This is a genomic window from Streptomyces sp. FXJ1.172 (assembly GCF_001636945.3).
In the GTDB taxonomy this organism is placed as follows: Bacteria; Actinomycetota; Actinomycetes; order Streptomycetales; family Streptomycetaceae; genus Streptomyces.
The window spans coordinates 4,433,973-4,459,862 of the sequence record NZ_CP119133.2 but is presented as its reverse complement, the minus strand read 5'-3'; the positions used below and the strand labels follow the sequence as shown (position 1 = coordinate 4,459,862).

24 protein-coding genes are annotated in these 25,890 nt (G+C 71.5%); 15 read left to right on the top strand and 9 right to left on the bottom strand.

Annotated elements, in window-relative coordinates; all coding sequences use genetic code 11:
• Positions 1–115: 115 nt before the first annotated feature.
• From A6P39_RS19820 to A6P39_RS19810, 3 genes are all read left to right on the top strand, one after another.
• The gene (locus A6P39_RS19820) at positions 116–1,690 is read left to right on the top strand and encodes an MDR family MFS transporter (protein ID WP_067051472.1); all 1,575 of its coding nucleotides are present in this window, start codon (positions 116–118) and stop codon (positions 1,688–1,690) included.
• 137 nt (positions 1,691–1,827) lie between these two features.
• Positions 1,828–2,319: a helix-turn-helix domain-containing protein gene (locus A6P39_RS19815; protein ID WP_067051470.1), complete on the top strand. Its 492-nt coding sequence runs from the start codon at positions 1,828–1,830 to the stop codon at positions 2,317–2,319.
• Positions 2,316–2,759, top strand: coding sequence for a VOC family protein (locus A6P39_RS19810; protein ID WP_067051468.1), 444 nt, complete (start codon positions 2,316–2,318; stop codon positions 2,757–2,759). Before A6P39_RS19815 ends, A6P39_RS19810 begins: the two co-directional genes overlap by 4 nt.
• 51 nt (positions 2,760–2,810) lie before the next feature.
• Here A6P39_RS19810 and cseC read toward each other — a convergent pair whose 3' ends face one another.
• The 5 genes from cseC to A6P39_RS19785 form a co-directional block, all read right to left on the bottom strand.
• Positions 2,811–4,169 carry a two-component system sensor histidine kinase CseC gene (gene cseC / locus A6P39_RS19805; protein WP_067051466.1) on the bottom strand — a complete coding sequence of 453 codons (1,359 nt, stop codon included), beginning with the start codon at positions 4,167–4,169 and terminating at the stop codon, positions 2,811–2,813.
• Between the two features lie 11 nt (positions 4,170–4,180).
• On the bottom strand, positions 4,181–4,885 hold the full coding sequence (cseB, locus tag A6P39_RS19800; RefSeq protein WP_067051464.1) for a two-component system response regulator CseB: 705 nt from the start codon (positions 4,883–4,885) through the stop codon (positions 4,181–4,183).
• A gap of 88 nt (positions 4,886–4,973) precedes the next feature.
• Entirely contained in the window at positions 4,974–5,618 is a 645-nt protein-coding gene (locus A6P39_RS19795; RefSeq protein WP_443052894.1) for a hypothetical protein, read from the bottom strand.
• Positions 5,606–6,145: a SigE family RNA polymerase sigma factor gene (locus A6P39_RS19790; protein WP_067052719.1), complete on the bottom strand. Its 540-nt coding sequence runs from the start codon at positions 6,143–6,145 to the stop codon at positions 5,606–5,608. Before A6P39_RS19790 ends, A6P39_RS19795 begins: the two co-directional genes overlap by 13 nt.
• Before the next feature lie 281 nt (positions 6,146–6,426).
• Complete coding sequence (locus tag A6P39_RS19785; RefSeq protein ID WP_067052717.1) at positions 6,427–7,302, bottom strand: A/G-specific adenine glycosylase; 876 nt, start codon at positions 7,300–7,302, stop codon at positions 6,427–6,429.
• Between the two features lie 179 nt (positions 7,303–7,481).
• Here A6P39_RS19785 and A6P39_RS19780 point away from each other — a divergent pair, with 179 nt between their 5' ends.
• Positions 7,482–8,303 (top strand): hypothetical protein, encoded by an 822-nt coding sequence (locus A6P39_RS19780; protein WP_199840949.1) that lies wholly within the window; start codon positions 7,482–7,484, stop codon positions 8,301–8,303.
• A gap of 56 nt (positions 8,304–8,359) precedes the next feature.
• Here the strand turns inward: A6P39_RS19780 and disA are convergent, their stop codons facing one another.
• Positions 8,360–9,484, bottom strand: coding sequence for a DNA integrity scanning diadenylate cyclase DisA (gene disA, locus A6P39_RS19775; RefSeq protein WP_067052714.1), 1,125 nt, complete (start codon positions 9,482–9,484; stop codon positions 8,360–8,362).
• 80 nt (positions 9,485–9,564) lie between these two features.
• On the bottom strand, positions 9,565–10,974 hold the full coding sequence (gene radA / locus A6P39_RS19770; protein ID WP_067052712.1) for a DNA repair protein RadA: 1,410 nt from the start codon (positions 10,972–10,974) through the stop codon (positions 9,565–9,567).
• Between the two features lie 218 nt (positions 10,975–11,192).
• Here radA and A6P39_RS19765 point away from each other — a divergent pair, with 218 nt between their 5' ends.
• On the top strand, positions 11,193–12,905 hold the full coding sequence (locus tag A6P39_RS19765; RefSeq protein ID WP_067052710.1) for a BACON domain-containing protein: 1,713 nt from the start codon (positions 11,193–11,195) through the stop codon (positions 12,903–12,905).
• 51 nt (positions 12,906–12,956) lie between these two features.
• On the opposite strand, the gene A6P39_RS19760 is transcribed toward A6P39_RS19765, so the two are convergent.
• Positions 12,957–13,817 (bottom strand): hypothetical protein, encoded by an 861-nt coding sequence (locus A6P39_RS19760; protein ID WP_199840948.1) that lies wholly within the window; start codon positions 13,815–13,817, stop codon positions 12,957–12,959.
• Between the two features lie 71 nt (positions 13,818–13,888).
• Here A6P39_RS19760 and A6P39_RS19755 point away from each other — a divergent pair, with 71 nt between their 5' ends.
• The 4 genes from A6P39_RS19755 (at position 13,889) to ilvD (ending at position 18,459) form a co-directional block, all read left to right on the top strand.
• Entirely contained in the window at positions 13,889–14,821 is a 933-nt protein-coding gene (locus tag A6P39_RS19755; RefSeq protein WP_275883878.1) for a Ppx/GppA phosphatase family protein, read from the top strand.
• 123 nt (positions 14,822–14,944) lie between these two features.
• The gene (locus tag A6P39_RS19750; RefSeq protein WP_067038975.1) at positions 14,945–15,757 is read left to right on the top strand and encodes a sugar phosphate isomerase/epimerase family protein; all 813 of its coding nucleotides are present in this window, start codon (positions 14,945–14,947) and stop codon (positions 15,755–15,757) included.
• Positions 15,754–16,461 carry a TetR/AcrR family transcriptional regulator gene (locus tag A6P39_RS19745; RefSeq protein WP_079133063.1) on the top strand — a complete coding sequence of 236 codons (708 nt, stop codon included), beginning with the start codon at positions 15,754–15,756 and terminating at the stop codon, positions 16,459–16,461. Before A6P39_RS19750 ends, A6P39_RS19745 begins: the two co-directional genes overlap by 4 nt.
• 144 nt (positions 16,462–16,605) lie before the next feature.
• Positions 16,606–18,459, top strand: a complete 1,854-nt coding sequence (gene ilvD / locus A6P39_RS19740; RefSeq protein WP_067038974.1) for a dihydroxy-acid dehydratase — start codon at positions 16,606–16,608, stop codon at positions 18,457–18,459.
• 51 nt (positions 18,460–18,510) lie between these two features.
• Here the strand turns inward: ilvD and A6P39_RS19735 are convergent, their stop codons facing one another.
• Positions 18,511–20,628, bottom strand: coding sequence for a protein kinase domain-containing protein (locus A6P39_RS19735; RefSeq protein ID WP_067038973.1), 2,118 nt, complete (start codon positions 20,626–20,628; stop codon positions 18,511–18,513).
• Between the two features lie 214 nt (positions 20,629–20,842).
• Here A6P39_RS19735 and A6P39_RS19730 point away from each other — a divergent pair, with 214 nt between their 5' ends.
• The 6 genes from A6P39_RS19730 to proC all read left to right on the top strand — a co-directional run bounded on the left by A6P39_RS19730 (position 20,843) and on the right by proC (position 25,304).
• Positions 20,843–21,157, top strand: coding sequence for an SH3 domain-containing protein (locus A6P39_RS19730; protein ID WP_067038972.1), 315 nt, complete (start codon positions 20,843–20,845; stop codon positions 21,155–21,157).
• Between the two features lie 42 nt (positions 21,158–21,199).
• The gene (locus A6P39_RS19725) at positions 21,200–21,727 is read left to right on the top strand and encodes a hypothetical protein (RefSeq protein WP_067038971.1); all 528 of its coding nucleotides are present in this window, start codon (positions 21,200–21,202) and stop codon (positions 21,725–21,727) included.
• A 175-nt stretch (positions 21,728–21,902) separates the two neighbouring features.
• Positions 21,903–22,703 (top strand): class I SAM-dependent methyltransferase, encoded by an 801-nt coding sequence (locus A6P39_RS19720; RefSeq protein ID WP_067038970.1) that lies wholly within the window; start codon positions 21,903–21,905, stop codon positions 22,701–22,703.
• A gap of 48 nt (positions 22,704–22,751) precedes the next feature.
• Positions 22,752–23,516, top strand: coding sequence for an ABC transporter ATP-binding protein (locus A6P39_RS19715; RefSeq protein ID WP_067038969.1), 765 nt, complete (start codon positions 22,752–22,754; stop codon positions 23,514–23,516).
• A complete protein-coding gene (locus A6P39_RS19710; protein ID WP_067038968.1) occupies positions 23,513–24,313 on the top strand; it encodes an ABC transporter permease in 801 nt (266 codons plus the stop codon). The genes A6P39_RS19715 and A6P39_RS19710 overlap by 4 nt, the downstream gene beginning before the upstream one ends.
• Positions 24,314–24,491: 178 nt before the next feature.
• Positions 24,492–25,304, top strand: coding sequence for a pyrroline-5-carboxylate reductase (gene proC, locus A6P39_RS19705; protein ID WP_067038967.1), 813 nt, complete (start codon positions 24,492–24,494; stop codon positions 25,302–25,304).
• Positions 25,305–25,890 lie beyond the last annotated feature (586 nt).

The following is a 25,890-nucleotide window of genomic DNA, read 5'->3' as shown; positions in this document are numbered from 1 at the left end:
CTCGCACTCCCACGGAAACTTACTTGACGCCCGGCTAGTAAAAGGGCTACCTTCCCCAGTGTAGTGAACTAGCCGGGCGGCAAGTAAGTAGCCGCGGTAGGGGGAGTGGAAAGAGATGGCGGACACAGTCATAAGCGTCCCGGAGGGCAAACAGCCCAGAAGTGTGCGGGTGGTCCTGCTCGCGCTCATGATCGCGATGATGCTCGCGATGCTCGACAACATGATCGTGGGTACGGCGATGCCGACGATCGTGGGCGATCTGGGCGGCCTCGAGCACCTGTCCTGGGTGGTCACCGGCTACACCCTGGCCACCGCGGCCTCGACCCCGATCTGGGGCAAGGTCGGTGACATGTACGGGCGCAAGGGCGCCTTCCTCAGCTCGATCGTCCTCTTCCTGATCGGCTCCGCCCTGAGCGGCATGGCCCAGAACATGGGGCAGCTGATCGGCTTCCGCGCCGTGCAGGGTCTTGGCGCCGGCGGTCTGATGGTCGGCGTCATGGCGATCATCGGCGATCTGATCCCGCCGCGGGAGCGCGGCAAGTACACCGGCATGATGGCCGGCGTCATGGCGCTGGCGATGATCGGCGGTCCGCTGGTCGGCGGCACCATCACCGACAACTGGGGCTGGCGCTGGTCGTTCTACATCAACCTCCCGCTGGGCGCCGTGGCCCTGGCGCTGGTCAGCGCCGTGCTGCACCTGCCGAAGAAGCGGGCGCGGGCGCGCATCGACTTCCTGGGTGTCGCCCTGCTGACCGTGGGCATCACCTCGATCGTGCTGGTCACCACCTGGGGCGGCACCGAGTACGCCTGGACCTCCGCGCGGATCATGGAACTGATCGCCATCGGCGTCGTCTCGCTGATCGGGTTCGTGTGGTGGCAGACCAGGGCCGCCGAGCCGGTGCTGCCGCTGCACATGTTCAAGAGCCGCAACTTCACCCTGATGTCGGTCATCGGCTTCATCACCGGCTTCGTGATGTTCGGCGCCACGCTCTACCTGCCGCTGTACCAGCAGTCGGTGCAGGGCGCCTCCGCGACCAACTCCGGTCTGCTGCTCCTGCCGATGCTCGGCGCGATGCTCGTGACCTCGATGGTCGCGGGCCGGGTCACCACCAACAGCGGCCGCTACAAGATCTTCCCGATCGCCGGCGGTGCGCTGATGATCGCCGGACTGTATCTGCTGTCCCTCATGGGCACCGGTACGACCCGGCTGACCTCCGGCATCTACATGGCCGTACTGGGCCTGGGCATGGGCTGCCTGATGCAGATCACCATGCTGGTGGCGCAGAACAGCGTGGAGATGAAGGACATGGGCGTGGCCTCCTCGTCCGCGACGCTCTTCCGTACGCTCGGCTCCTCCTTCGGCGTGGCCATCATGGGCGCGCTGTTCAACGACCGGGTCAAGCACGTCATGGCCGAGCGGGCCGGAGCGGCCGGCAAGCACATGACCGAGAAGAGCGCGGCGCTGGACGCCAAGAGCCTGAAGAAGCTGCCGCCGATGATCCGGGAGGCGTACCAGCACGCCGTCTCCGCCGGTACGCACTCGGCGTTCCTGCTGGGCGCGGGCATCGCGGTGATCGTGCTGATCGCGGCGCTGTTCGTGAAGGAGGTGCCGCTGCGGGGCGCCGGTGCCAAGCCCTCGGCCGAGAGCGAGGACGCCGCTCCCGCGATGCCGATGGTCGAGGCCGTCTGACCTCACCCTGAGCTGAAGACCCCGGTCGGTGTCCGCCCCGGGGTCTTCTTCTTTTTGCCCCTCACCCGCCGTCACTCGCCCGTCCGGCTCGCTCGGCCGGGAAGGCGGTGTCAGACCCTTCTGCCACCATCGGCTTCATGGACAAGCTGCGCCGCATGCGTCTGGCCAAGGACGCCATGGACCGGGACTGGGCCGACCCCGGTCTCGATCTGGACGCGGTCGCCGCCCGCGCCGGGTACTCGCGGTATCACTTCCTGCGCGCCTTCAAGGAGGCCTACGGCCAGACGCCGGGCCAGTATCTGACCCACCGGCGGATCGAGCGGGCCGAGGAGATGCTGCGCTGCGCCGATCTCACGGTGACCGAGATCTGCACGCTGGTCGGCTTCAGCAGCCTCGGCACGTTCTCCGCCCGCTTCAAGGCTCGTACGGGACTCACCCCGAGCGCGTACCGCGCACGGCACGTGGGCCGCGGAGCCTCCCTGATACCCGGCTGCTACGTCATGCTCTGGGCCGGCAATTTCAGCACCGCAAGATCGGAGAAGCGGTCCGCGCCTGGCCCTGCCTACGGTGACGAAGGGGAATGCGCCGACAACGTCACCGGCACCGCCGACAGGAGAGCAGAACCATGATCAAGGGACTGGCCATCACCACCGTCTGGGTCCTCGACCAGGACCGGGCCAAGGAGTTCTACACCCACAAGCTCGGTCTGGAGGTCCGTACGGACATGACCATGGGGGAGGGCGGCATGCGCTGGCTCACCGTGGGCGCGCCCGGCCAGCCCGACGTCGAGCTGACGCTCATGGTGCCCGGACCGCCCGCGATGGACCCCGACTCCGCCGAGATGATGCGCAAGCTCATCAGCAAGGGAGCCCTCGGCGCCGGCGTGCTCGCGACCGACGACATCCACGGCGACTACAAGAAGCTCAAGGACCGCGGGGTCGAGTTCCTCCAGGAACCCCAGGAGCGCCCCTACGGCACCGAGGCCCTCTTCCGGGACGACTCCGGCAACTGGTTCTCCTTCACCCAGCGGCGCGAGGGCGGGCTGGACCTGGAGCGGGACTGGGCCTAAGCCCGAAGACGCGGGCGATGTCCTCGGGACGCCCATCCGGCCGAGCTGATGCTACGAGACGCTGCCCCCCGACATCGGCAGCGTCGGATAACTCCCTGTCGCGGTGGGAGCGTGTTCCGGGAGCCACAGCACCGCCACCGCGCCCTCCGAGGGGATGTGGGGCGGGGCTCCCACGGGCCGGACGTTGCGGAAGGTCAGGCGGGCGCCGAGGACGCGGGCCTGGCCGGCCGCGATGGTCAGGCCGAGGCCGTGGCCCTGCCCGGCGCGGTCCATGCTGCCGGTGCGGAAGCGGCTCGGGCCGTCGGCGAGGAGTTCCTCGGGAAAGCCGGGGCCGTGGTCCCTTATCCGGATGACCCGGCCTTCGACGGTCACCTCGATCGGGGGCCGGCCGTGCCGGGCGGCGTTCGCCAGCAGGTTGAACAGCACCCGCTCCAGGCGGCGCGGGTCGGTCGTGACCTCCGACTCGTGCACCACCCGTACAACGACGTCCGGGTCCTTGGCCGCCACGCGCCGGGCGACGAACTCGCCGAGCATGATGTCCTGCAACTCGGCCCGCTCCGAGGCGCCGTCCAGCCGGGCCACCTCCAGGACGTCCTCCACCAGCGTGCGCATCGCCTTCGCCCGGTCCAGGACCAGTTCCGTGGGGCGGCCGGGGGGCAGGAGTTCGGCCGCCGTGAGCAGGCCCGTCACCGGGGTGCGCAGTTCGTGCGCGATGTCGGCGGTGACCCGGCGCTCGGCCTCCAGGCGCTGCCGCAGAGCGTCCGCCATGGCGTCCACCGCGCGCGCGAGATCGTCGGTCTCGTCCCGTACGACCCCGCCGATGGCCTCCCGTACCCGCACGTCGGTCTCGCCCTTGGCGACCTGGTTCGCGGCCGCGGCCGCCTTGCGCAGCCGACGGGACAACTGCCCGCCGATCAGCACGCCGAGCGCGCTGCCGCCCAGCACGACCGCGACCGAACCGATGACCAGTGCCTGGTCGAGATCCTTCATCATGTTGGCCGAAGGACCCGGCAGATGGCTGTGGTACGACAGTACGTGCCCGTCCTTGACCGGCACGGCCGCCCAGATGTCCGCCCTCCCGCCGTGGTCGGAGACGTCGCTGACCATCCGGCCCTGCTCGAGCGTCTCGCGCAGCGCGGCAGGCAGTTCGGGGTCGTCGAGCTTGATGTTGGGGAAGTTGGGGTGGCGGTTCAGCTCGTAGTTGCGCTGGGCGATCTGGACGCGGTCGTTGGCCAGCTCGCGCGCGTTGTCCAGCATCGAGACCCGGGCCGCGTTGTGCACGACCAGGCTCAGCACGATCGCCACGAGACCGGCCACCAGCGCGATCGCGGCGCTGAGCTTCCATCTGAGCCCGGTGCGCAGATCCATGCGCTCCACGCGGCGCTTCGGCCGCCGAAGGAACCCCCACATGTGCGCCCCGCTCAGGCCTTCAGCTTGTAGCCGAAGCCGCGGACCGTCTCGATCCGGTCCTGGCCGATCTTCTGGCGCAGCCGCTGCACATGGACGTCGACGACCCGGGTGTCCCCGCCCCAGCCGTAGTCCCACACGCGCTCCAGCAGCTTGTCGCGGGAGAGCACGGTGCCCGGCGCGGAGGAGAACTCCAGCAGCAGACGCATCTCGGTGGGAGTGAGCGCCACCGGCCGCTCGGCCCGGCGCACCTCCATGCCCTCGGTGTCGATCTCCAGGTCGCCGAAGGTGAGCACGCCGCCGGACACCTCGTCCGCGGCCTGCTCGCCCTGCGCGCCGCCGCCCGCGTGCCCGAAGCGGCGCAGCACCGCCCGGATCCGGGCGACCAGCACGGCGCCGTCGAACGGCTTGGTCACATAGTCGTCGGCGCCCGCCTCCAGGCCGAGGACGACGTCGATGGAGTCGGCGCGCGCCGACAGCATGATCACCGGCACGGTCGACTCGTCCCGGATCCGCCGGCACAGGCTGACGCCGTCCAGGCCGGGGACCATGACGTCCAGCAGCGCGATGTCGGGGCGGTCGGCCCGGAACGCCTCCAGGCCGGACAGGCCGTCGGGCATGGCGGTGACCGCGAAGCCGTCCCGCTCCAGGGCGAGCTGGGTGGCCTCACGGATGACGTCGTCGTCCTCGACGAACAGGACGTGGGTCTGCTCTGCCATCCCGGTGCTCTCAGTCCTCGTGATCAGTCGCTTGTCGTGGTCGGTCGGTGGTCGGTCAGCGGTCGTTCAGTGGTCGGTCAGCGGTCGGTCAGTTGTCGGGGGCGATCGTCGTGTCGCCGCCCGCCTTGCTGTAGTCGGTCTCGTGGCTGCTCGTCTGAGCGAACCGGCCCGCCTTCCAGCGGTACGTGATCACGGTCTCCCGGGACGGGTTCGACACCGGGTCGTCCGTGTCGTACACCTGCTTGGTCACGGTCAGGTCGGCGCCGTCGATCTCCGCGTAGACCGGCGACTCCTCCGCCTTGAACACATTCTTGTACGTGCCCCCGACGTTCCGGTACACATACGAGCCGACGCCCACCAAGTCGCCGCAGGTCAGCACATTGACCACGACGTCGTTGACGGAGCCGCCGGTCAGCTCGCCGTAGGAGACGTCCACCGGATACTCGCCGCTGCACGGCTTCAGCTCCCGCTTCACCGCCGCGGACACCGACGGGTCCTGCCGGACCAGCGCGATCGCGTCCACCCGCTTGTACCTGGAGGGGCTCGGCGAGGGCGTGGCGACGGCACCCGCCACCGCCGAGGCATGCGCCGGGCCCTCGTCCCGGGCGCCCGTGCCGCCCGTGCCGCACGCGGCGACCAAAAGGGCGAGGGCGGCGAGCACGGCCCCCACCGTGATCACCGCCTGTGTACCGCCTGGGGCCCCGTCGGGCCCGGCCCCTGTCAGGCCGCGCAACGCTCCCGCTCCTCACGCTCCAGCGCGCGTGCGTCCAGATCGCGGGCCTCCAGCTCCTCGCGGAGCCGGGCGAGCGCCCGGTGCAGCGTGCTCTTGACCGTACCGGCCGACATGCCGAGGGCGGCGGCCGTCTCCTCCGTGGACATCTGCTCCCAGTGTCGCAGTACTACAACACTGCGCTGTTTCGGCGCGAGTACCTTCATGATGTCCATCAGCAGAGCCCGGTCGGCATGCTGTTCGGTGGAGTCGTCCACGGAGGCGTCCGGCAGCTGCTCGGTCGGGACCTCCTCCAGCTTGCGGGCCCGCCACCACTCGGTCCGCGTGTTGATCATGACGCGGCGCAGGTAGGCGTCGGCCAGCCGCTTGTCGGCGATGCCCTCCCAGCGGCCGTACGTCCGCACCAGCGCGGTCTGCAGCAGGTCCTGGGCGTCGACCGGGTCCGGGACCAGCCGGCGGGCGCTGCGCAGCAGCGCGTCCTGCCTGGAGCGGACGTACTCCTCGAATTCGAGCACCTCGCCCTGCGCCATGATCAACCGCCTCCGTTCCCCGTTCACTCCGGCCCGTTGCCTGAAGTCCTGCGTTCCTGCGTTCCCCGTGTCCGGTGGTCTGCCGGGCACGGAAAAGAAGTTAGGCAGTCGTTGTCACGGCGCTGTGCGGGCCAGCCTTCGGCTAGCAATCGGCTATCCGTCGGTTGTGTAACGGAAGAGGGTCCGGGGTACGGGAGGCGGTTGTTATGTCCCTTTATATAGTGCTTTGTCGGGTTTGATGCTTCGTAACGAAGGCGCCGCCCCTGTGACTTGGCTGTGCGTCAGCTCAGCGGCAGCCGATACAGACCACCGGGCAGTGGCTCCACCAGACCGTCGGTGACAAGCCCGTCGAGCGCGCGGGCGCGCTGCACCGGCTCGTGCCACACCCGGTCCAGCACGGCCTGCGGCACCGGCGCGTGCGCCTCCCGCAACACGGCCAGCAGCTTGCCGCGCACCTGGCGGTCCGTGCCTGCGTACGTCTGCCCGCGGCGCGGTGGCCCCACGTGCTCCGGCTTGCCGGCCAGCCGCCAGGCGCACTGCGAGGCGATGGGGCACTGCGCGCACCCCTCGTTCTTCGCCGTGCACACCAGTGCGCCCAGCTCCATGGAGGCGGCGGCCCAGCGCGCAGCCGTCTTCTCGTCCTCGGGCAGCAGTTCACGGGCGAGCCTGCGCTCGGCGGCCGTGGTCGCGTTCGGCGGGTACTGCACCCCCACCACCGCCCGCGCGAAGACCCGGCGCACATTGGTGTCCAGCACCGCATGCCGCTGCCCGTACGCGAACGAGGCCACCGCGGCGGCCGTGTACTCGCCGATCCCGGGCAGCGCCAGCAGCTGTGCGTGGTCCGTCGGTACGTCCCCGCCGTGCCGTTCCGTTATGGCGACCGCGGCGCCGTGCAGCCTGAGCGCCCGGCGCGGATAGCCGAGCCTGCCCCAGGCGCGCACCGCCTCGCCCGGCGCCTCCTTGGCGAGGTCGGCGGGGCGCGGCCAGCGGGCCAGCCACTCCTCGTACACCGGCAGCACCCGGTTGACCGGGGTCTGCTGGAGCATGAACTCGCTGACCATCACACCCCACGGGCCCGCCTCCGGGCGGCGCCAGGGCAGGTCGCGGGCATGGGTGTCGAACCAGGCGATCACGGGGGTGTGAAGCTTCTCAGTCATGGCCTTCCGATCCTGCCACGCCTCGGCGGGCGGGGTGGGTGACGGCACGGTCACCGAGCGTGGCGGAGAGCGAAGAACCTTGGGCGTCACGGCAGTTGCCGGGATGATGATCGGGAAAAGTTGGCGCACGCGCGGCGGGTGACGCAAGCAAGCGCGCCGATCTCTCGTACAGTTTCCGCGTGGGATCTCTGCGCAATCCGGTCGGGCCGCTTCCCTCCTCCATCTACTGGCGAAGGAGGGCCGTACTGCTGTCCGTGGTCGTCGTGTCGGCGCTGCTGATCACCTGGGTCGTCACCGCCGGCGGCGGGGGCGGCAAGAAGCGCAACGACACGTCCAGCGGCAAGAATCCCGCGCACACGATCACCCCCGGCCCGTCCTCGTCCGGGCCCGCGATCAGCCAACACCCTGGCGGACGCGACGAGTCGGGCGGCGGGGGGAGCGGCTCCTCCTCGGGCGACGACGGCGGTTCCGGTTCTTCCGGGTCCTCTTCCTCCGGATCCTCCTCCGGTTCCTCGGGGTCCGGTGACGGCTCGTCCTCGGGCGGCGCCGGTGGCGGCAGTGTCGTCGCGGGGGATGCGCTCCCGGCGTCGTCCTCGCTGCCCAACTGCACCTCCTCCACAGTGGCGTTGAGCCTGAAGAGCCTGCAGAACTCCTACTCGCCGGACCAGACCCCGGCCTTCCAGCTCACCGCGAAGAACGGCGCCTCGACCGACTGCAAGATCGATCTCGGCCCGAAGAACGCGGTGTTGACCATCACGCCGACGGACGGCCATGACGCGTACTGGACGTCGTCCGACTGCCCCCGGGGAGCCGCGCACCTCGTCTTCCGGGTGCCGGCCGGCCAGAGCATCACGTACACGGTGAAGTGGGACCGCAAGCCGAGCGCCGCTCAGTGCGCGACGCCTGCGGCGGGCTCGGCGAAGGCGGACACGTATCTGCTGGAGGCCAGGACGCCGGGCTTCGGCAAGCTCCAGGCTTCGTTCGTGCTGTCGGCGGACTGAGGCGCCCGACAGCCCGGGGGGGATCCGTCGTGCCCCGCGCCCCTTCGACGGGCGTGCTAGACGTACCGCTCGAGAATCGAGGACTCCGCCAGCCGCGACAGTCCCTCCCGCACGCTGCGCGCCCGGGCCTCGCCCACACCGTCCACGGTCTGCAGGTCATCGACGCTCGCGGCGAGCAGCTTCTGCAGGCCGCCGAAATGCTCCACCAGCCGGTCGATGATCGCGCCCGGCAGCCGCGGAACCTTCGCCAGCAGCCGGAAGCCCCGCGGGGACACCGCGGAGTCCAGCGTCTCAGGAGATCCGGTGTAGCCGAGCGCACGCGCCACCGTGCCGAGTTCCAGCAGCTCCGCGTGGGTCAGCGCGTCCAGCTCGGACAGCGCCTCCTCGACCGTGCGGGAGCGCTTCGCCGTCGGCTCGGGGACGTAGTCCCGTACGACCAGCTCGCGGTCCGGCTCGACGCCCGCGATCAGCTCCTCCAGCTGGAGGGCCAGAAGGCGGCCGTCCGTGCCCAGTTCGACCACGTATTCGGCGATTTCGGTGGCGATGCGCCGGACCATCTCCAGCCGCTGGGCGACGGCGGAGACGTCCCGGACCGTCACCAGGTCCTCGATCTCCAGCGCCGACAGCGTGCCCGCCACCTCGTCCAGCCGGAGCTTGTACCGCTCCAGGGTGGCCAGTGCCTGGTTCGCGCGGGACAGGATCGCCGCCGAGTCCTCCAGGACGCGGCGCTGACCGTCCACGTACAGGGCGATCAGGCGCATCGACTGGGAGACCGAGACGACGGGGAAACCGACCTGCTTGCTCACCCGGTCCGCCGTACGGTGCCGGGTGCCCGTCTCCTCCGTCGGGATCGTCGGGTCCGGCACCAGCTGCACGCCCGCGCGCAGGATCTTCGACAGGTCCGACGACAGGACGATGCCGCCGTCCAGCTTGCACAGCTCCCGCAGCCGGGTCGCGGTGAACTCCACGTCCAGCACGAAACCGCCCGTGCACATCGCCTCGACCGTCTTGTCCGAGCCGAGGACGATCAGCCCGCCGGTGTTGCCGCGCAGCACGCGCTCGAGGCCGTCACGCAGGGCCGTACCGGGAGCCACGGCGCTCAGCGAGGCGCGCATCAGGCCATCGGAACCGGCACTCCCACCGGACTTTCCGGGAGCTGCTGCCCGGTCGTTGGCTGCCACTGCACTCCTCCGGTCGCAGGTTCTGACGCGCCCCCGCTCCCGCACGCGGTTCGTACGGACGGGCGAGACCTGGGCAAAGTCTACCGGCGGTCCTCCGCCTCCCGTGGGGCCTCTCGGCGACGGGAGCGCGGCAGGACCCGCAGCGCGTCCCCCATGTCCGCGACTTCCAGGACCTTCATACCGGGCGGCACCTTGCCCGGATCGGTCGGCACGAGCGCGTGCGTGAAGCCCAGCCGGTGCGCCTCGGCGAGCCGGCGCTGCACACCCGTGACCCGTCTGACCTCGCCCGCGAGGCCCACCTCGCCGATGGCCACCAGGTTCTTCGGCAGCGGGGTGTCGCTGGCGGCGGAGGCGAGCGCCAGCGCCACGGCGAGGTCGGCGGCCGGCTCGGACAGCTTCACCCCGCCCACCGTCGCGGAGTAGATGTCCCGCTTGCCGAGCGCGCTGATGCGGCCACGCTGCTCCAGCACCGCGAGCATCATCGACACCCGGGAGGTCTCCAGGCCCGACGTCGTACGGCGCGGGGAGGGAATCTGCGAGTCGACGGTCAGCGCCTGCACCTCGGCCACCAGCGGGCGGCGGCCCTCCAGGGTGACGGTCAGGCAGGTGCCCGGCACCGGCTCGTCCCGCCGGGTCAGGAACAGGCCGCTGGGGTCGGCGAGGCCGGTGATGCCCTCGTCGTGCAGCTCGAAGCAGCCGACCTCGTCCGTGGCGCCGTAGCGGTTCTTCACGCCGCGCACCAGGCGCAGGCGCGCGTGCCGGTCGCCCTCGAAGTGCAGGACGACGTCCACCAGGTGCTCCAGGAGGCGGGGGCCCGCGATCGCGCCGTCCTTGGTGACATGGCCCACCAGCAGTGTGGACATGCCCCGGTCCTTGGACGCCCGGATGAGCGCCCCGGCGACCTCCCGCACCTGGGCCATGCCGCCGGGCGCGCCCTCGATCTGGGGGGAGGCGACCGTCTGCACCGAGTCCAGGATCAGCAGGGACGGCTTGACCTCGTCCAAGTGGCCGAGCACGGCGGACAGGTCGGTCTCGGCGGCCAGGTACAGATGGTCGTCCAGCGCGCCGATGCGGTCCGCGCGCAGCCGCACCTGGCTCGCCGACTCCTCGCCGGTGACATAGAGCGTGCGGTGCTCGGCGCTCGCGGACTTGGCGGCCACGTCCAGCAGCAAGGTGGACTTGCCGACGCCGGGCTCGCCCGCGAGCAGGACGACCGCTCCGGGCACGAGACCGCCGCCGAGCACCCGGTCCAGCTCGGGCACGCCGGTCGTGCGGGCGGTGGCCTGCCGGCCGTCGACCTGGCCGATGGGCAGCGCCGAGGTGGTGACACGGCCCGGTGCCGTCGTGCGGACCGCGGGCGTGCCGTACTCCTCGACCGTGCCCCAGGCCTGGCACTCCGGGCAGCGGCCGAGCCACTTGGCCGTCTGCCAGCCGCACTCCGTGCAGCGGTAGGACGGGCGGTCCTTGGTGGTCTTCGTACGGGCAGCCATGCGGAAACCGTAGCCCCCGGCACTGACAACCGGTCCCCGGACCGGGGACGGGTACCCCCAGGTCGCCTGTGGGTGAACCGGTATCGGCCACCACCCCTCGGGTTCGCGCCAAGGAGCAAAGGGTTCCTGTCCCCTTATGAGGGATCGTTTCACCCGTACGGATTAAAAGTGCTCAAGGTGCAAGAAGGGACACTCTGCCGCCGCCTACGGTCGCACAGGTGATGAGCAGCAGTCCGGAGACCACGACCCGCACCACCGGCGCGCACAGAGCGCACGGCGAGGCGCGTGAAGCACGAGAGGCGCGGGAGGCGCGCGACCGCGCCGCCGCGCGCACCCTCGCCCACCGGCCGCCGGCACGCTACGAGCCGTACCTGGACGGACTGTTCACCTACTGCCTGTCGGTGCTGTGCGACCACGACGCGGCCACCGCCGCCCTCGGCGACGTCCTCGCGCTGGCCGAGCGGCGCGCGCACCGCGTCCCGGAGGCCGCCGCCGACCGCAGGGCCTGGCTGTACGCGCTGGCCCGCTGGGCGTGCCTGCGCGGGCTGGCCGAGGCCAAGCAGAAACGTCAGGCCAACCACGCGGCCGGCCGGTCCGGAGCCGCGAGCCGGGTCCCCGAGCCGTCCCTCGCCCCGGAGGTCCAGGAGCGGCGGCGCCGCGAACTCGGCCTGCTGGCCTGGCCGGAGGCGGCCGGCACGACCCCCGAGCAGCGTGAGGCGCTGGAGCTGGCCGTCCGCCACCACCTCACCGCGCACGAGGTCGCCGCCGTCCTCGGGATGGCGCCCGGCACCGCGCGCGACCTGCTCGCCTCCGCCGCCTGCGAGGTCGAGCGCACGCGTGCCGCCCTCGCCGTCGTCGAGACCGGCGGCTGTCCGGGCGTGGCCCACCTCACGGGTGACAGCGGGCTGGTCCTCAGCGCGGCCCTGCGCCGCGAGCTGGTCCGGCACGTGGACAACTGCCCGCGCTGCCGCCGCACCGCCGAGCGCGCCGACCCCGGCCGCTGGCCCGGCGCCACGGTCACCCCCGCCGAGCTGCCCGTCCTCGAGGCACCCCGCGCGGCACTGCACGTCGCCCTGGCCCACCACCCGCGCGCGCGTGGCGCGGCCGTACCCCGCTTCGACCGGCGCGGCTTCCCGATGGACCCCAAGGACCGCGCGGCCCGCCGTGACCGCCTGCGCGCGCGTGCGGTGACGACGACGGTCGTCGCCACCGTGGTGGCCGCGCCGGTCCTGGCCCTGTGGGCCGCCTACCGGGGCGCTCCCACGGCGGACGGGGACGGCCCCTCACCCACCGCGCGCGAGGCACAGGGCCCCGACGCCCTCGCCGGCGATCAGGGCGGTGGCTACGAGAACGCGGGCAACGCCAGCCCGAAGCCGGGCGCGCGGGCCGGCGACAACGGCAAGGCGGACGTCTCCGTGCAGGTCGTCAGCGTCGGCGGAGCCGGCGCGAAGGGCGCGGGGCGGCTCGACGTCGGTGCCGTGAACGACGGCGACACCACGCTGATCACCCTCGCCGCCTCGGGCACCGCCCCGGTCCGCTGGTCCGCGTCCACGGCGGCGGGCTGGCTCTACCTCAGCCAGTCCTCGGGAACCCTCGCGCCCGGCGAAACGTTGACGATCAAGATGTACGTCGACCACCTCCGTGAGCCCTCCGGCCACTGGCACGCGCAGGTGGCGATCTCCCCGGCCGGCACGGTGGTCACGATCGACGGCTACGGCACGGCCCCGGCCCGCCCGACGCACCCCACACCCCCGCAGTCCTCCGCCGGCCCGGACCCGACGCCCTCCAGCACTCCCCCCACAGGCCCCCCTTCGAGCCCGCCCCCGTCGTCAGCCGACCCGAGCCCGACACCCACGGCCCCGTCACCGCCCGCATCCCCGACACCCACTCCGCCGCCGGGCAGCGGGACACCGAGCCCCTCGGGGAGCTGAGGGACGTGGGTATCGGCACTCCCGCTCTTCCCGCCCGGCCTGGAAGCGCGGCTACGTCGCCGGGTCGGCGGGGTGGGGTGCGACCAGCGGCAACTGCGACGCCAGCCGCGCCTCGCACAGCTCGGCCAGGCGGTCGTAGCCGGCCTTGCCCATCAGCTCGGTCAGTTCGGCCCGGTAGGAGACGTACACCGGCTCGCCCGCACCGTGCGCCGAGGTCGCCGAGGTGCACCACCAGTGCAGATCATGACCGCCCGGACCCCAGCCCCGGCGGTCGTACTCCCCGATCGACACCTGGAGGACACGCGTGTCGTCGGGCCGGTCGATCCAGTCGTACGTCCGCCGGATCGGCAGCTGCCAGCACACGTCCGGTTTGGTCTCCAGCGGCTCCCGGCCCTCCTTCAGGGCGAGGATGTGCAGCGAGCAGCCCGCGCCGCCCGCGAAACCGGGCCGGTTCTGGAAGATGCAGGATCCCTGGAAGGGCCGCGTCTGCCGGGACCCCTCCTCGTCCTTCGACACCCAGCCGCCCCGCGTGCCCTCGTCATGGTGCTGCCAGATCTCCGGCGTGAGCCGCGCCACATGCTCGGCGACCCGCTTCTCGTCGTCCTCGTCGGAGAAGTGCGCGCCCAGCGAGCAGCACCCGTCGTCCGCGCGGCCCGCCTGGATGCCCTGGCAGCCGCTGCCGAAGATGCAGTTCCAGCGAGAGGTCAGCCATGTCAGGTCACAGCGGAAGACCTGCTCGTCGTCCGCCGGATCCGGAAACTCCACCCAGGCGCGCGCGAAGTCGAGCCCCTTCTCGTCGCTCGCGTTCGCGGCCTGCTGGGACTTCTTCGACATGGACGACGCCTTCGCCTGCGCAGAATCCTTCAATCCCTTGGAGGATTTGTGGCCCTTCGCCTTTTTCGTCTTTGGCACCCGTCCAGGGTAAGTGGCCCGGGCCCGCTCCGGGGACCGTGGACGGGCGATCTGGCAGTAGCGTTCCGTATATGAGACTCGGTGTCCTGGACGTGGGTTCGAACACGGTGCATCTGCTGGTGGTGGACGCCCACCCCGGCGCGCGCCCGCTGCCCGCGCATTCGCACAAGGCCGATCTTCGGCTCGCCCAACTCCTCGACGACAGCGGTGCCATCGGCGACGACGGCATCCACAAGCTGGTCGCCGTCGTACAGGACGCGCTCCAGGCCGCCGAGGACAAGGGCGTCGAGGACCTGCTGCCGTTCGCGACCTCCGCCGTCCGCGAGGCGGTCAACGCCGACGACGTCCTCGCGCGCGTGGAGGCCGAGACCGGCGTACGGCTCCAGGTCCTCGCCGGCGCGGAGGAGGCGCGTCTGACCTTCCTCGCCGTCCGCCGCTGGTTCGGCTGGTCCGCCGGAAAGCTGCTGGTCCTGGACATCGGCGGCGGCTCCCTGGAGATCGCGTACGGCATAGACGAGGAGCCGGACGCCGCCGTCTCCCTGCCGCTCGGCGCCGGCCGGCTCACCGCGGGCTGGCTGCCCGGCGACCCGCCCGCCCCCGAGGACGTCCGGGCGCTGCGCCGCCATGTGCGCACGGAGATCGCCCGCACGGTCGGCGAATTCAGCCGCAGAGGCGCCCCCGACCACGTGGTCGCCACCTCCAAGACCTTCAAGCAGCTGGCCCGCATCGCCGGCGCCGCGCGCAGCGCCGAGGGCCTCTACGTCCAGCGCGAACTCAAACGCGAGTCCCTGGAGGCCTGGGTTCCCCGCCTGGCCGGCATGACGGCGGAGCAGCGCGGCGAACTGCCGGGAGTCTCGGAGGGCAGGGCGGGCCAGCTCCTCGCCGGCGCCCTGGTGGCGGAGGCCGCGATGGACCTCTTCGGCGTGGAGAGCCTGGAGGTGTGCCCGTGGGCCCTGCGCGAGGGCGTGATCCTCCGGCGGCTCGATCACATGGGTTCGGCGTGACTCCCCTAGGTCCTAGGGGCGCGAGCAATCGCGAAGGAGGCTCGCGCCCGCCCGAATGGCAAAGCTCACAACGGCGAACAGGCACCCGACACCCGGGCCACTGCACCCCGTAAGGTGACGGACGTGGCTGAACCAAGGGACGTGCCCGTCGCGCTGTCGACAGCCTCCGTCTACCCGGAGTCCACGGCGACGGCCTTCGAGATCGCCGCGCGCCTCGGGTACGACGGTGTCGAGGTCATGGTCTGGACCGACCCGGTCAGCCAGGACATCGAGGCGCTGCGCCGCCTGTCGGACTACCACGGCATCCCGGTCCTGGCCGTCCACGCCCCCTGTCTGCTGATCACCCAGCGGGTCTGGTCGACCGACCCCTGGGTCAAGCTGCAGCGGGCCCGGGCGGCCGCCGAGAAGCTGGGTGCCTCCACCGTCGTCGTCCACCCGCCCTTCCGCTGGCAGCGGCAGTACGCGCGCGACTTCGTCGACGGGATCTGGCGGATGGCGGACGAGACGGACGTACGGTTCGCCGTCGAGAACATGTACCCCTGGCGCTACCGCGACCGCGAGATGCTCGCGTACGCCCCCGACTGGGACGTCACCCAGCACGACTACCGGCACTTCACGATCGACCTCAGCCATACGGCGACGGCCCGCACCGACGCCCTGGAGATGATCGACCGCATGGGCGACCGGCTCGGCCACGTCCACCTCGCCGACGGCAAGGGCTCCGCCAAGGACGAGCACCTGGTGCCCGGCCGCGGCACCCAGCCCTGCGCCGAGCTGCTGGAACACCTGACCCTCTCCGGCTTCGACGGCCATGTCGTCATCGAGGTCAACACCCGGCGCGCGATGTCCAGCGCCGAGCGCGAGGCGGACCTCGCCGAGGCCCTGGCCTTCACCCGTAAACACCTGGCCTCGGCGGTACGGGTGCCACGGCCATGAACGAGACCCCGCCGCTCCCCGACGCGACCCGGCCTCCGTCCGGCGAGGCCCTGCCTCCGTCCGGCGAGGCCCCGCCTCCCTCCGGCGAGACGCCGTCTCCCTCCGGGAAGGCCGCCCGCAGAAGGGGCAGACCCCCGCGCACGGAGTCCGCCGGCACCCGCGACCGCATCCTCACCGCGGCCCGCGAGGAGTTCTCCGAGCGCGGCTACGAGAAGACGTCCGTCCGCGGCATCGCCAAGGCGGCCGGCGTCGACTCCGCCCTCGTCCACCACTACTTCGGCACCAAGGAACAGGTCTTCGAGGCGGCCGTCGCCGTGGCCGTCGCGCCCGCGCTCGACGCGCCGGTGGCGATCGCCGACGGCCGGCTGGACGGGGTGGGCGAGCGGCTGACCCGCTTCTTCTTCGGCGTGTGGGAGAACCCCACGACCCGTACCCCGCTGCTGGCCATCGTCCGCTCGGCCGTCAACAACGACACCGCGGCCGCCGTGTTCCGCCGGCTGATCGCCTCCCAGCTGCTGCGCCGGATCGCCGTCCAGGTGGACCTGCCGGACCCGGAGCTGCGTGCCGAGCTGGCCGCCGCCCAGCTGGTGGGCGTGGCGATGGTGCGCTACGTGATCAAGCTGGAGCCGCTGGCGTCGGCGGACCTGGAGCAGATCATCGCGCGCGTCGCCCCCGTCGTACAGCGCCACCTCACGGACAGGTGAAACACGCGTCCCGCATTCCGGACATCCGTGTCCAGCCCTTGGAGGGGCGGCGTAGTCTCGTAGACACCCGGAACTCTCTGGACGCACAGCCAGAAGGTCATTCCAGAAAGTCATTCCAGAAGGTCATTGAAGGAGCGAGCGACGATGCCCGAGCTGAGGTCCCGCACAGTCACCCACGGCCGCAACATGGCGGGCGCCCGCGCCCTGATGCGCGCCTCCGGTGTACCCGGTGCGGACATCGGCCGGAAGCCGATCATCGCGGTCGCGAACTCCTTCACCGAGTTCGTGCCGGGCCACACCCACCTCCAGCCGGTCGGCCGCATCGTCAGCGAGGCGATCACGGAGGCGGGCGGCATCCCGCGCGAGTTCAACACGATCGCCGTGGACGACGGCATCGCCATGGGCCACGGCGGCATGCTCTACTCCCTGCCTTCCCGCGACCTGATCGCGGACAGCGTGGAGTACATGGTCGAGGCGCACTGCGCCGACGCCCTGGTCTGCATCTCCAACTGCGACAAGATCACCCCGGGCATGCTCCTTGCGGCCCTGCGCCTGAACATCCCGACGGTCTTCGTCTCCGGCGGCCCGATGGAGTCCGGCCGGGCCACGCTGGTCGACGGCACGGTCCGTACGCTCGACCTGGTCGACGCGATCTCCGACGCCGTCAACGACAAGATCTCCGACGAGGACATCCTCCGGATCGAGGAGAACGCCTGCCCGACCTGCGGCAGCTGTTCCGGCATGTTCACCGCCAACTCGATGAACTGCCTGACCGAGGCGATCGGCCTGTCCCTGCCCGGCAACGGCTCGGTCCTCGCCACCCACACCGCGCGCAGGCAGCTCTACGTCGACGCGGCCCGCACGGTCATGGACCTCACCCGCCGCTACTACGAGCAGGACGACGAGTCGGTCCTCCCCCTCAACATCGCCACCTTCCAGGCCTTCGAGAACGCCATGGCCCTGGACATCGCGATGGGCGGCTCCACCAACACGATCCTGCACCTGCTGGCCGCCGCCCAGGAGGCGGGCGTCCCCTTCGGCCTGGAGCAGATCGACGCCGTCTCGCGCCGGGTGCCGTGCCTGGCGAAGGTGGCCCCGAACGTCGCGAAGAACCGCACGTACTACATGGAGGACGTGCACCGCGCCGGCGGCATCCCGGCCCTGCTCGGCGAGCTGCACCGCGCGGGCCTGCTCAACGAGGACGTGCACGCGGTCCACAGCCCGTCGCTGTCCGACTGGCTGAAGACCTGGGACGTCCGCGGCGGCTCGCCCTCGCCCGAGGCGGTCGAGCTGTGGCACGCGGCCCCCGGCTGTGTCCGCTCCGCCGAGGCCTTCTCCCAGTCCGAGCGCTGGCAGGCCCTGGACGAGGACGCCGAGGGCGGCTGCATCCGCTCCGTCGAGCACGCGTACTCCAAGGACGGCGGCCTCGCGGTCCTCAAGGGCAACCTCGCGGTCGACGGCTGTGTGGTGAAGACGGCCGGCGTGGACGAGTCGATCTGGACCTTCGAGGGCCCCGCGGTCGTCTGCGAGTCCCAGGAGGAGGCCGTCCAGCGCATCCTCACCCAGGAGGTCAAGGACGGCGACGTCGTCGTCATCCGCTACGAGGGCCCCAAGGGCGGCCCCGGCATGCAGGAGATGCTGTACCCGACCTCGTACCTGAAGGGCCGCGGCCTGGGCAAGACCTGCGCCCTGATCACCGACGGCCGCTTCTCCGGCGGCACCTCGGGCCTGTCCATCGGCCACGCCTCCCCCGAGGCGGCCTCCGGCGGCACCATCGCCCTGGTCCAGGACGGCGACCGCATCCGCATCGACATCCCGAACCGCACGATCGAGCTGCTGGTGGACGAGGCCGAACTGGCCCGCCGCGAGCAGTCCCTGAACGGCGTCCACGCCCCCAGGAACCGCGACCGCAAGGTCTCCGCCGCCCTGCGCGCCTACGCGGCGATGGCGACCAGCGCGGACAAGGGCGCGGTGCGCGACGTCTCCAAGCTGGGCTGAGCCCGCGTATCGCGCAAGGGTCCGCCCCCGGTGGGGCGGCCCCTTGGTACGTCACCAGGACTTCGGGTCGGATCCGTCCAGGGCGAAGACGGATCCGTCGGGCGAGGTGGCGTAGACGCGGCTGCCGACGAGCAGCGGGGCCGGCAGGACGGCGGCGACCTCGCCCGCGTTCGCGCCGAGGCGCGGCGGTGTCTGGCCTACCAGGCTTCCGTCGCGCGCGTCGACGGCGAGCAGGCGCCCGTCGGGTGCGGTGAAGTACACCTCGCCGGCGGAGGCGACCGGCGCCGAACCACGGCTCACGGACGTCTCGGTGTGCCACAGCCGCTTGCCGGTGCCGAGGTCGAGGGCGTCCAGTGAACCGCCGGTCGCCAGCAGGTGCACGACATCGCCCCGCACGGCGGCCTGGGGCGCCGTGAGCGGCACGGACAACGCGATCCGGCGTACGGCCTTCGTGGCCGGCGTGTACCGGACGACACCGTCGGCGTCCCCCGAGCCGGGGTCGACGGACAGCAGGAACAGCGAACCGCCCTGGCTGCCGATGGGCTGCAGCATGCCCGCCAGCCGCGCCTTCCAGCGGGCGGCGCCGGTGCCCGCGGCCACGGCGTTGATCAGGGTGTGCGTCCCGTCCGCGTCGGTGCCGACCGCGTACACCAGCGGGTCGCCGTCGTAGGAGGCCAGCTCGGGGACGCCCGGCCCGGCCACCCGCCGATGCCACGCCGTGCGCCCCGACGCCCCGGACACCCCCGTGACCGTCCCGTCAGCGCCGGTGACCAGCAGCATGTCCGGGGTGAACCGCATCCCCCGCGTGTGCGCGGGCATGTCCCGCTGCCAGCGCGGTGTGCCGGAGGCCGGGTCGAGGGCCACCACCCGCCGGCCGCCGTCCGTCGGCAGCACCAGCAGGCCGCCCGAGAAGGCCGGGGCGTCGCTCGTCCGTTCCCCGGCGACCGAGCGGCGCCACCGGAGCCTGCCGTTCGCCGGATCGAGGGCGTACGCCAGACCGGAGCGGAAGCAGAGCACCGCACCGGCGCCGTAGACGCACTGGGGCATCCCGGAGCCCGTCCCGGCCGGCTTCGCGCGCCATGCGGAGAACCGGGCAGCGGCAGCGGGGGCGCTGCCGCGGTGCACCGCGGGACCACCGTCGCCGCCCGGCCACAGCAGCCCGGTGAGCACACCACCCAGGGCGAGGGCGAGCGCCCCGCCGGCCAGGGCCGCCCGCACCGCCCGCTTGCCGAAGCGCCTGCGGGACGCCGGCTCCACCACCGGATCGGCGCCGGCGGATTCCCGCGCCGACGCGTCGTCCCCGGTCCGCTGCGCCGGTATGAACGCCTGCGTGTCGTACGAGGCCGCCACCGACCGCAGCTCCCGCATCAGCTCGTCGGGCGTCGGCCGGTCCTCGGGCTCCTTGGCCAGACAGCGCAGCACCAGCGGCGCGAGCGTCTCCGGCACCCCGGTCAGATCGGGCTCGTCGTGCACCACCTGATAGGCGACGACGTACGGACTGTCGGAGTCGAACGGCCCGCGCCCGGTCGCCGCGTGCACCAGCACCGACCCGAGCGCGAAGATGTCCGCCGCCGGTCCCACCTCGCGCGGCCGCCGGAACTGCTCGGGCGCCATGAACGGCGGCGTACCGATCAACTTGCCGGTCTCGGTGCGCAGTTCACTGTCCTTCGGCCGCGAGATACCGAAGTCGATGACCTTCGGCCCGTCCTCGGCCAGCAGCACATTGCTCGGCTTCAGATCCCGGTGCACGACGCCGACCCGGTGGATGTCCCGCAACGCCTCGGCCAGGCCCGCCATGAGCCGGCGCACCTGCGCCGCCGGCATCGGCCCGTTCCGCTTCACATATTGGGACAGGGTCGGACCGGGAATGAACAGCGTGGCCATCCACGGCCGTTCGGCCTCCGGATCGGCGTCCACGACAGGCGCGGTGAAGGCACCGCTCACCCGCCGGGCGGCGGCCACCTCCTGCCGGAAACGGCCCCTGAACTCGGGATCCCGGGCGAACTCGGCGTGCACGACCTTCACCGCGAGCTTCAGCCCGGAGGTGCTCCGGGCCAGATGCACCACGCCCATGCCGCCCGACCCCAGACATGACTCCAGGCGGTACTGGCCGGCGTACTCGGGAAGTTCCGCTTCCGTGCCCGCTCCGGGCCTGCGCTGTGGCGTCATGGACCACCCCCGTGCTGTCAGTCCGCGCGCGACGCACGGAGCCTAGTCGATGACTCGTACGAGACCGAGGCGGCTTGCTAGCCTCCGCGTGCGAGTCGCGCACGCGTGTTCCGCGACTCGATGCGCGACGCACATCACCACTCGATCCGAGAATCGGTTCGGGGCAATCACCGGACCCCACCACGGTCGTGGGGCGGAGCGGGGGAGGACTGCCATGTCTGTCGACCATGCGGAAGCCGCGAGCGGCGGCGAGAACGAGGCTCTGACGGCGGAGTCGGCCGTACGCACCTACGCGGTCGCCCCGGGCGTCCGCCTGAACGTGCGCAGCGGCCCCGGCACCAACTACAACATCACCCGGGTCCTGCCCGAGGACACCCGCGTCCCGATCTTCTGCCAGACGCCGGGCACGACGGTCTCGGGCCCGTACGGCACGACGAACATCTGGGACAACATCAACAACGGCGAATACGTGTCGGACGCGTACGTCCAGACCGGCACCGACGGCTACGTGGCCTCGCGCTGCGCCTGACCCGGCCCGGAGCCCGCCCCCGCCCGGCGCCATAATCGTTCCGTGAGCGACGAAACCGGCACCCCGGACACCCCGGCGGGCTCCTCAGACGGCGCGGCTGCCCAGGGCGGCGGCCCCCGCCCCGAGCCCCTGCGCTTCTTCGGCACCTCTTGGGTGGAGCACGACAACGGCTACGCGGCCCGCCGTGCCGGTGTCGCCGCCGGCTCCCTCGCCGCGGCCGTCGTCTCCTGCCTGGTGCTCCGCTTCGCCTACGAAGGCATCCAGATCGCCGACACCGGCTCCTTCGTGACCGTGCTGATCATCGCCATGTTCGCGATCTGCAGCGCGCTCGCCTTCCGCAACACCTGGGAGGGCTTCGGCACGCGCCAGGACCCACAGCGCCAGGCCTCCCTGCGCGGCCTGCTCGCGATCGGCTTCGTCGGCTCCCTCCTCGCCTACTTCTTCCGCTCCCTCACCGAGGCCCCGGGCGAGAAGCTCCAGCGCGAGGAGTACGCCCAGGCCCTCGAGGCGTACGAACGCCGCACCTCCCGCCGCACCGGCAACCCGTCGAAGAAGAAGCGGCGCAAGTGAGGTAATCGATGCCGATGCCTGAACCGGCACGAGCATCGGCGTCGACACCGGCATCGGCACCGGCGCGTGATCGCCGCGGTCCGCTCCGGCTGCCCACTGTGGCCTGAGGCCTGCTCTCCCGCCGGCCACCACGGTCGACCACCATGGCTGTATGACCGCAGACGACCACCACCGTATGACCACGCCCCCACCGTCGCCTTCGCTCCGCGCCCACTCCTTCAACGCCGCCGCCGCCCAGTACGCGGCCCACCGCCCCTCCTATCCGCCGGCCCTCTTCGACGCCGTCGAGGAGCTGGCCGGCCGGTCGTTGTCCGGCGCCAAGGTCGTGGACGTGGGCGCCGGCACCGGTATCTCCACCTCGCTCCTGCACGCCCGCGGCGCCGACGTCCTCGCCGTCGAACCCGGCGAGGGCATGGCCGCCGAGTTCCGCCGCGGCCTGCCGCACATCCCGATCGTCCGCGGCAGCGGCAACGCCCTCCCCGTGGCCGACGCCCACGCCGACTTCATCACCTACGCCCAGGCCTGGCACTGGACCGACACCGCCCGCTCGGTCCCGGAGGCCCTGCGGGTGCTGCGGCCGGGTGGCGCGCTGGCGCTGTGGTGGAACACCGAGGCCCTGGACGTCGACTGGATCGGCGAGGCCGCCGACCGCAAGGGCCGCCTGCTCGGCGTGGACTTCGCCGCCAAGAAACGCCGCGCCCAGGGAAGCACCGACCTGGCCGACCCCAGCGGGCGCCTCCACTTCGTCCGCGAAGAGGTCCGCTGGAGCCGCCGCGTCCCGATCGACACGCACGTCGCCAACGTCGGCAGCCACTCGGACTTCCTGGTGATGCCCGAGGACCGCAGGGCCGCCTTCCTGGAGGAGGAGCGCGCCCATCTGCTGGAGGCCTTCCCGGACGGGATCGTCGAGGAGACGTACGACGTCCTCCTCCTCATCGCCCTCGCTCCCACCCCCAACCCCACCCCCACCTCCTGACTCCACGCCCCTTGACTCCACGGCCCGCCCGGGCCAATTATTCATCACATGATGAATAACGCGGTCCGGGCCGACGACCTCACTGTCGTCCGCGGCCGGCGCACCGTCCTGCACCACCTCGGCTTCACCGTCCCGCCCGGCCGGATCACGGGCCTCCTCGGCCCCTCCGGCTGCGGCAAATCCACCCTCATGCGCGCCATCGTCGGTACCCAGGCCAAGGTCACGGGCACCCTGGACGTCCTCGGCCACCCCGCCGGCCACCCCACCCTGCGCAGCCGCATCGGCTACGTCACCCAGGCGCCCTCCGTCTACGACGACCTGACGGTCCGGCAGAACCTCGAGTACTTCGCGGCGATCCTCGACCCCGGCCGCGCGGCCGCCGAACGCCGCCATGCACACGTGACCCGGGCCATCGCCGACGTCGACCTCACCAGCCACGCCGACGCCCTCGCCGGGACCCTCTCCGGCGGCCAGCGCGGCCGGGTCTCCCTGGCCGTCGCCCTGCTCGGCGCCCCCGACCTGCTGGTCCTCGACGAACCGACGGTCGGCCTCGACCCCGTCCTGCGCCGCGACCTGTGGAACCTCTTCCACGACCTCGCCGCCACCCGCGGCACCACCCTCCTCGTCTCCTCCCACGTCATGGACGAGGCCGAGCGCTGCCACCGCCTCCTGCTCATGCGGGAGGGCGAGATCCTCGCCGACGGCGCCCCCGACGCGCTGCGCGCACGCACCGGCACCGACACCGTCGAAGCCGCCTTCCTCCGCCTCGTGGACGAAGCCGCCGCACACCGCACCCAGGAGCCGACCCGATGAGTACGACGACCTCCACCACCCCCACCACCCCCGCCAAGCCGACCACACCGATCGGCGCGCTCAACGCGTCCCGCACCGCCGCCACCGCGGCCCGGGTCCTGCGCCAACTCCGCCACGACCCGCGCACGATCGCGCTGATGATCCTCGTCCCCTGCCTGATGCTGGTCCTGCTGCGCTACGTCTTCGACGCGAGCCCCCGCACCTTCGACACCATCGGTGCCTCCCTGCTCGGCATCTTCCCGCTGATCACGATGTTCCTGGTCACCTCCATCGCCACCCTGCGCGAACGCACCTCCGGCACGCTCGAACGCCTCCTCGCCATGCCCCTCGGCAAGGCCGACCTCATCGCCGGATACGCCCTCGCCTTCGGCGCCCTCGCCATCGTCCAGTCGGCCCTGGCCACGGGCCTGTCGGTCTGGTTCCTGGGCCTGGACGTGACGGGCTCCCCCTGGCTGCTCCTGCTCGTCGCCCTCCTCGACGCCCTGCTCGGCACGGCACTCGGCCTGTTCGTCTCGGCCTTCGCCGCCTCGGAATTCCAGGCGGTCCAGTTCATGCCGGCGGTGATCTTCCCTCAGCTCCTGCTCTGCGGCCTGTTCACGCCCCGCTCCGACATGCACCCCGCCCTGACGGCCATCTCCGACGTCCTCCCCATGTCGTACGCCGTCGACGGCATGAACCAGGTCCTGCACCACACCGACATGACCGCCACCTTCGTACGGGACGTGCTGATCGTGGCGGGCTGCGCGGTACTGGTCCTGGGACTTGGGGCGGCGACGCTACGGCGACGCACCGTCTGAGCCGGCCGCCCCGCCCCGCCCGCGGCCCGACCCGATGCGCCCGCCGAGCCGACCCGCCCGACCGGATCCGCCCGACCAGATCCGCCCGACCAGATCCGCCCGACCAGATCCGCCAAGCCTCGTTCCGCTCACCGGACAACCGGTCCGCCCGACCCACCCCGGTGCCAGACTGGCTCCCATGAGCCAGAAAGTCGCAGTCCTCGGCACCGGCAAGATCGGCGAAGCCCTGCTCAGCGGAGTGATCCGCGCCGGCTGGGCCCCCGCCGACCTCCTGGTCACGGCCCGCCGCCCCGAACGCGCCGAAGAACTCCGCGCCCGCTACGGAGTCACCCCGGTCACCAACACCGAGGCCGCCAAGACCGCCGACACCTTGATCCTCACGGTCAAACCGCAGGACATGGGCACCCTCCTGGACGAACTGGCCCCGCACGTCCCCGCCGACCGACTCATCATCAGCGGCGCCGCCGGCATCCCCACCTCGTTCTTCGAGGAGCGCCTGGCCGCGGGCACCCCGGTCGTCCGCGTCATGACCAACACCCCGGCCCTCGTCGACGAGGCCATGTCGGTCATCTCCGCCGGCACCCACGCCACGGAGGCGCATGTCGCGCACGCCGAGGAGATCTTCGGAGCCGTCGGCAAGACGCTCCGCGTCCCCGAGTCCCAGCAGGACGCGTGCACCGCCCTGTCCGGCTCCGGCCCGGCGTACTTCTTCTACCTGGTCGAGGCCATGACCGACGCCGGCATCCTGCTCGGCCTGCCCCGCGACAAGGCCCACGACCTCATCGTCCAGTCCGCGATCGGCGCCGCCGTGATGCTCCGCGACAGCGGGGAACACCCTGTCAAGCTCCGCGAGAACGTCACCTCTCCGGCCGGAACGACGATCAACGCGATCCGCGAGCTGGAGAACCACGGCGTCCGCGCCGCCCTCATCGCCGCCCTCGAGGCCGCCCGCGACCGCAGCCGCGAACTGGCCTCCGGCAAGAAGGACTGAACCTCACTGCGGCGAGTTGACACACCCCACCCCGATCCGTACTGTTCTCCGAGTTGTCCGACGTGAGCGCCGATCTAGGTCGGTCCCCGGACAGCCATTTCGCAAGTCCCAGCCACTCATCGTCACTTCGGTGTCGGTTGCTTTGGTGTGCGTATTTGCGAAATGAGGAATCCGCGTTCGAAAGGGCGCCGCCCCCGATTAGCTCGGGAGCACGGAATCCGCTAAAGTCTCACTCGTCGGAACGGCCCAACGGCCGGGAAGACAAGCCCCCCTGACTGGGAGTCAGACGCCGAAAGGATCTGATAGAGTCGGAACCGCCGGAAAGGGAAACGCGAGAGCGGGAACCTGGAAAGCACCGAGGAAATCGGATCGAGAAAAGATCTGATAGAGTCGGAAACACCGAAGGGAAGCCCGGAGGAAAGCCCGAGAGGGTGAGTACAAAGGAAGCGACCGTTCCTTGAGAACTCAACAGCGTGCCAAAAGTCAACGCCAGATATGTTGATACCCCGTCCGTCGGACTCTGTCCGATGGTCGAGGTTCCTTTGAAAAAACACAGCGAGGACGCTGTGAACCGAGGGGACTATTC

Coding starts and splice junctions, on each gene's coding strand:
- A6P39_RS19820 (WP_067051472.1), top strand. CDS start 116: ATGGCGGACACAGTCATAAGCGTCCCGGAGGGCAAACAGCCCAGAAGT.
- A6P39_RS19815 (WP_067051470.1), top strand. CDS start 1,828: ATGGACAAGCTGCGCCGCATGCGTCTGGCCAAGGACGCCATGGACCGG.
- A6P39_RS19810 (WP_067051468.1), top strand. CDS start 2,316: ATGATCAAGGGACTGGCCATCACCACCGTCTGGGTCCTCGACCAGGAC.
- cseC (WP_067051466.1), bottom strand. CDS start 4,169: ATGTGGGGGTTCCTTCGGCGGCCGAAGCGCCGCGTGGAGCGCATGGAT.
- cseB (WP_067051464.1), bottom strand. CDS start 4,885: ATGGCAGAGCAGACCCACGTCCTGTTCGTCGAGGACGACGACGTCATC.
- A6P39_RS19790 (WP_067052719.1), bottom strand. CDS start 6,145: ATGGCGCAGGGCGAGGTGCTCGAATTCGAGGAGTACGTCCGCTCCAGG.
- A6P39_RS19785 (WP_067052717.1), bottom strand. CDS start 7,302: ATGACTGAGAAGCTTCACACCCCCGTGATCGCCTGGTTCGACACCCAT.
- radA (WP_067052712.1), bottom strand. CDS start 10,974: ATGGCTGCCCGTACGAAGACCACCAAGGACCGCCCGTCCTACCGCTGC.
- A6P39_RS19755 (WP_275883878.1), top strand. CDS start 13,889: ATGAGACTCGGTGTCCTGGACGTGGGTTCGAACACGGTGCATCTGCTG.
- A6P39_RS19745 (WP_079133063.1), top strand. CDS start 15,754: ATGAACGAGACCCCGCCGCTCCCCGACGCGACCCGGCCTCCGTCCGGC.
- ilvD (WP_067038974.1), top strand. CDS start 16,606: ATGCCCGAGCTGAGGTCCCGCACAGTCACCCACGGCCGCAACATGGCG.
- A6P39_RS19735 (WP_067038973.1), bottom strand. CDS start 20,628: ATGACGCCACAGCGCAGGCCCGGAGCGGGCACGGAAGCGGAACTTCCC.
- A6P39_RS19730 (WP_067038972.1), top strand. CDS start 20,843: ATGTCTGTCGACCATGCGGAAGCCGCGAGCGGCGGCGAGAACGAGGCT.
- A6P39_RS19720 (WP_067038970.1), top strand. CDS start 21,903: ATGACCACGCCCCCACCGTCGCCTTCGCTCCGCGCCCACTCCTTCAAC.
- A6P39_RS19715 (WP_067038969.1), top strand. CDS start 22,752: ATGATGAATAACGCGGTCCGGGCCGACGACCTCACTGTCGTCCGCGGC.
- A6P39_RS19710 (WP_067038968.1), top strand. CDS start 23,513: ATGAGTACGACGACCTCCACCACCCCCACCACCCCCGCCAAGCCGACC.
- proC (WP_067038967.1), top strand. CDS start 24,492: ATGAGCCAGAAAGTCGCAGTCCTCGGCACCGGCAAGATCGGCGAAGCC.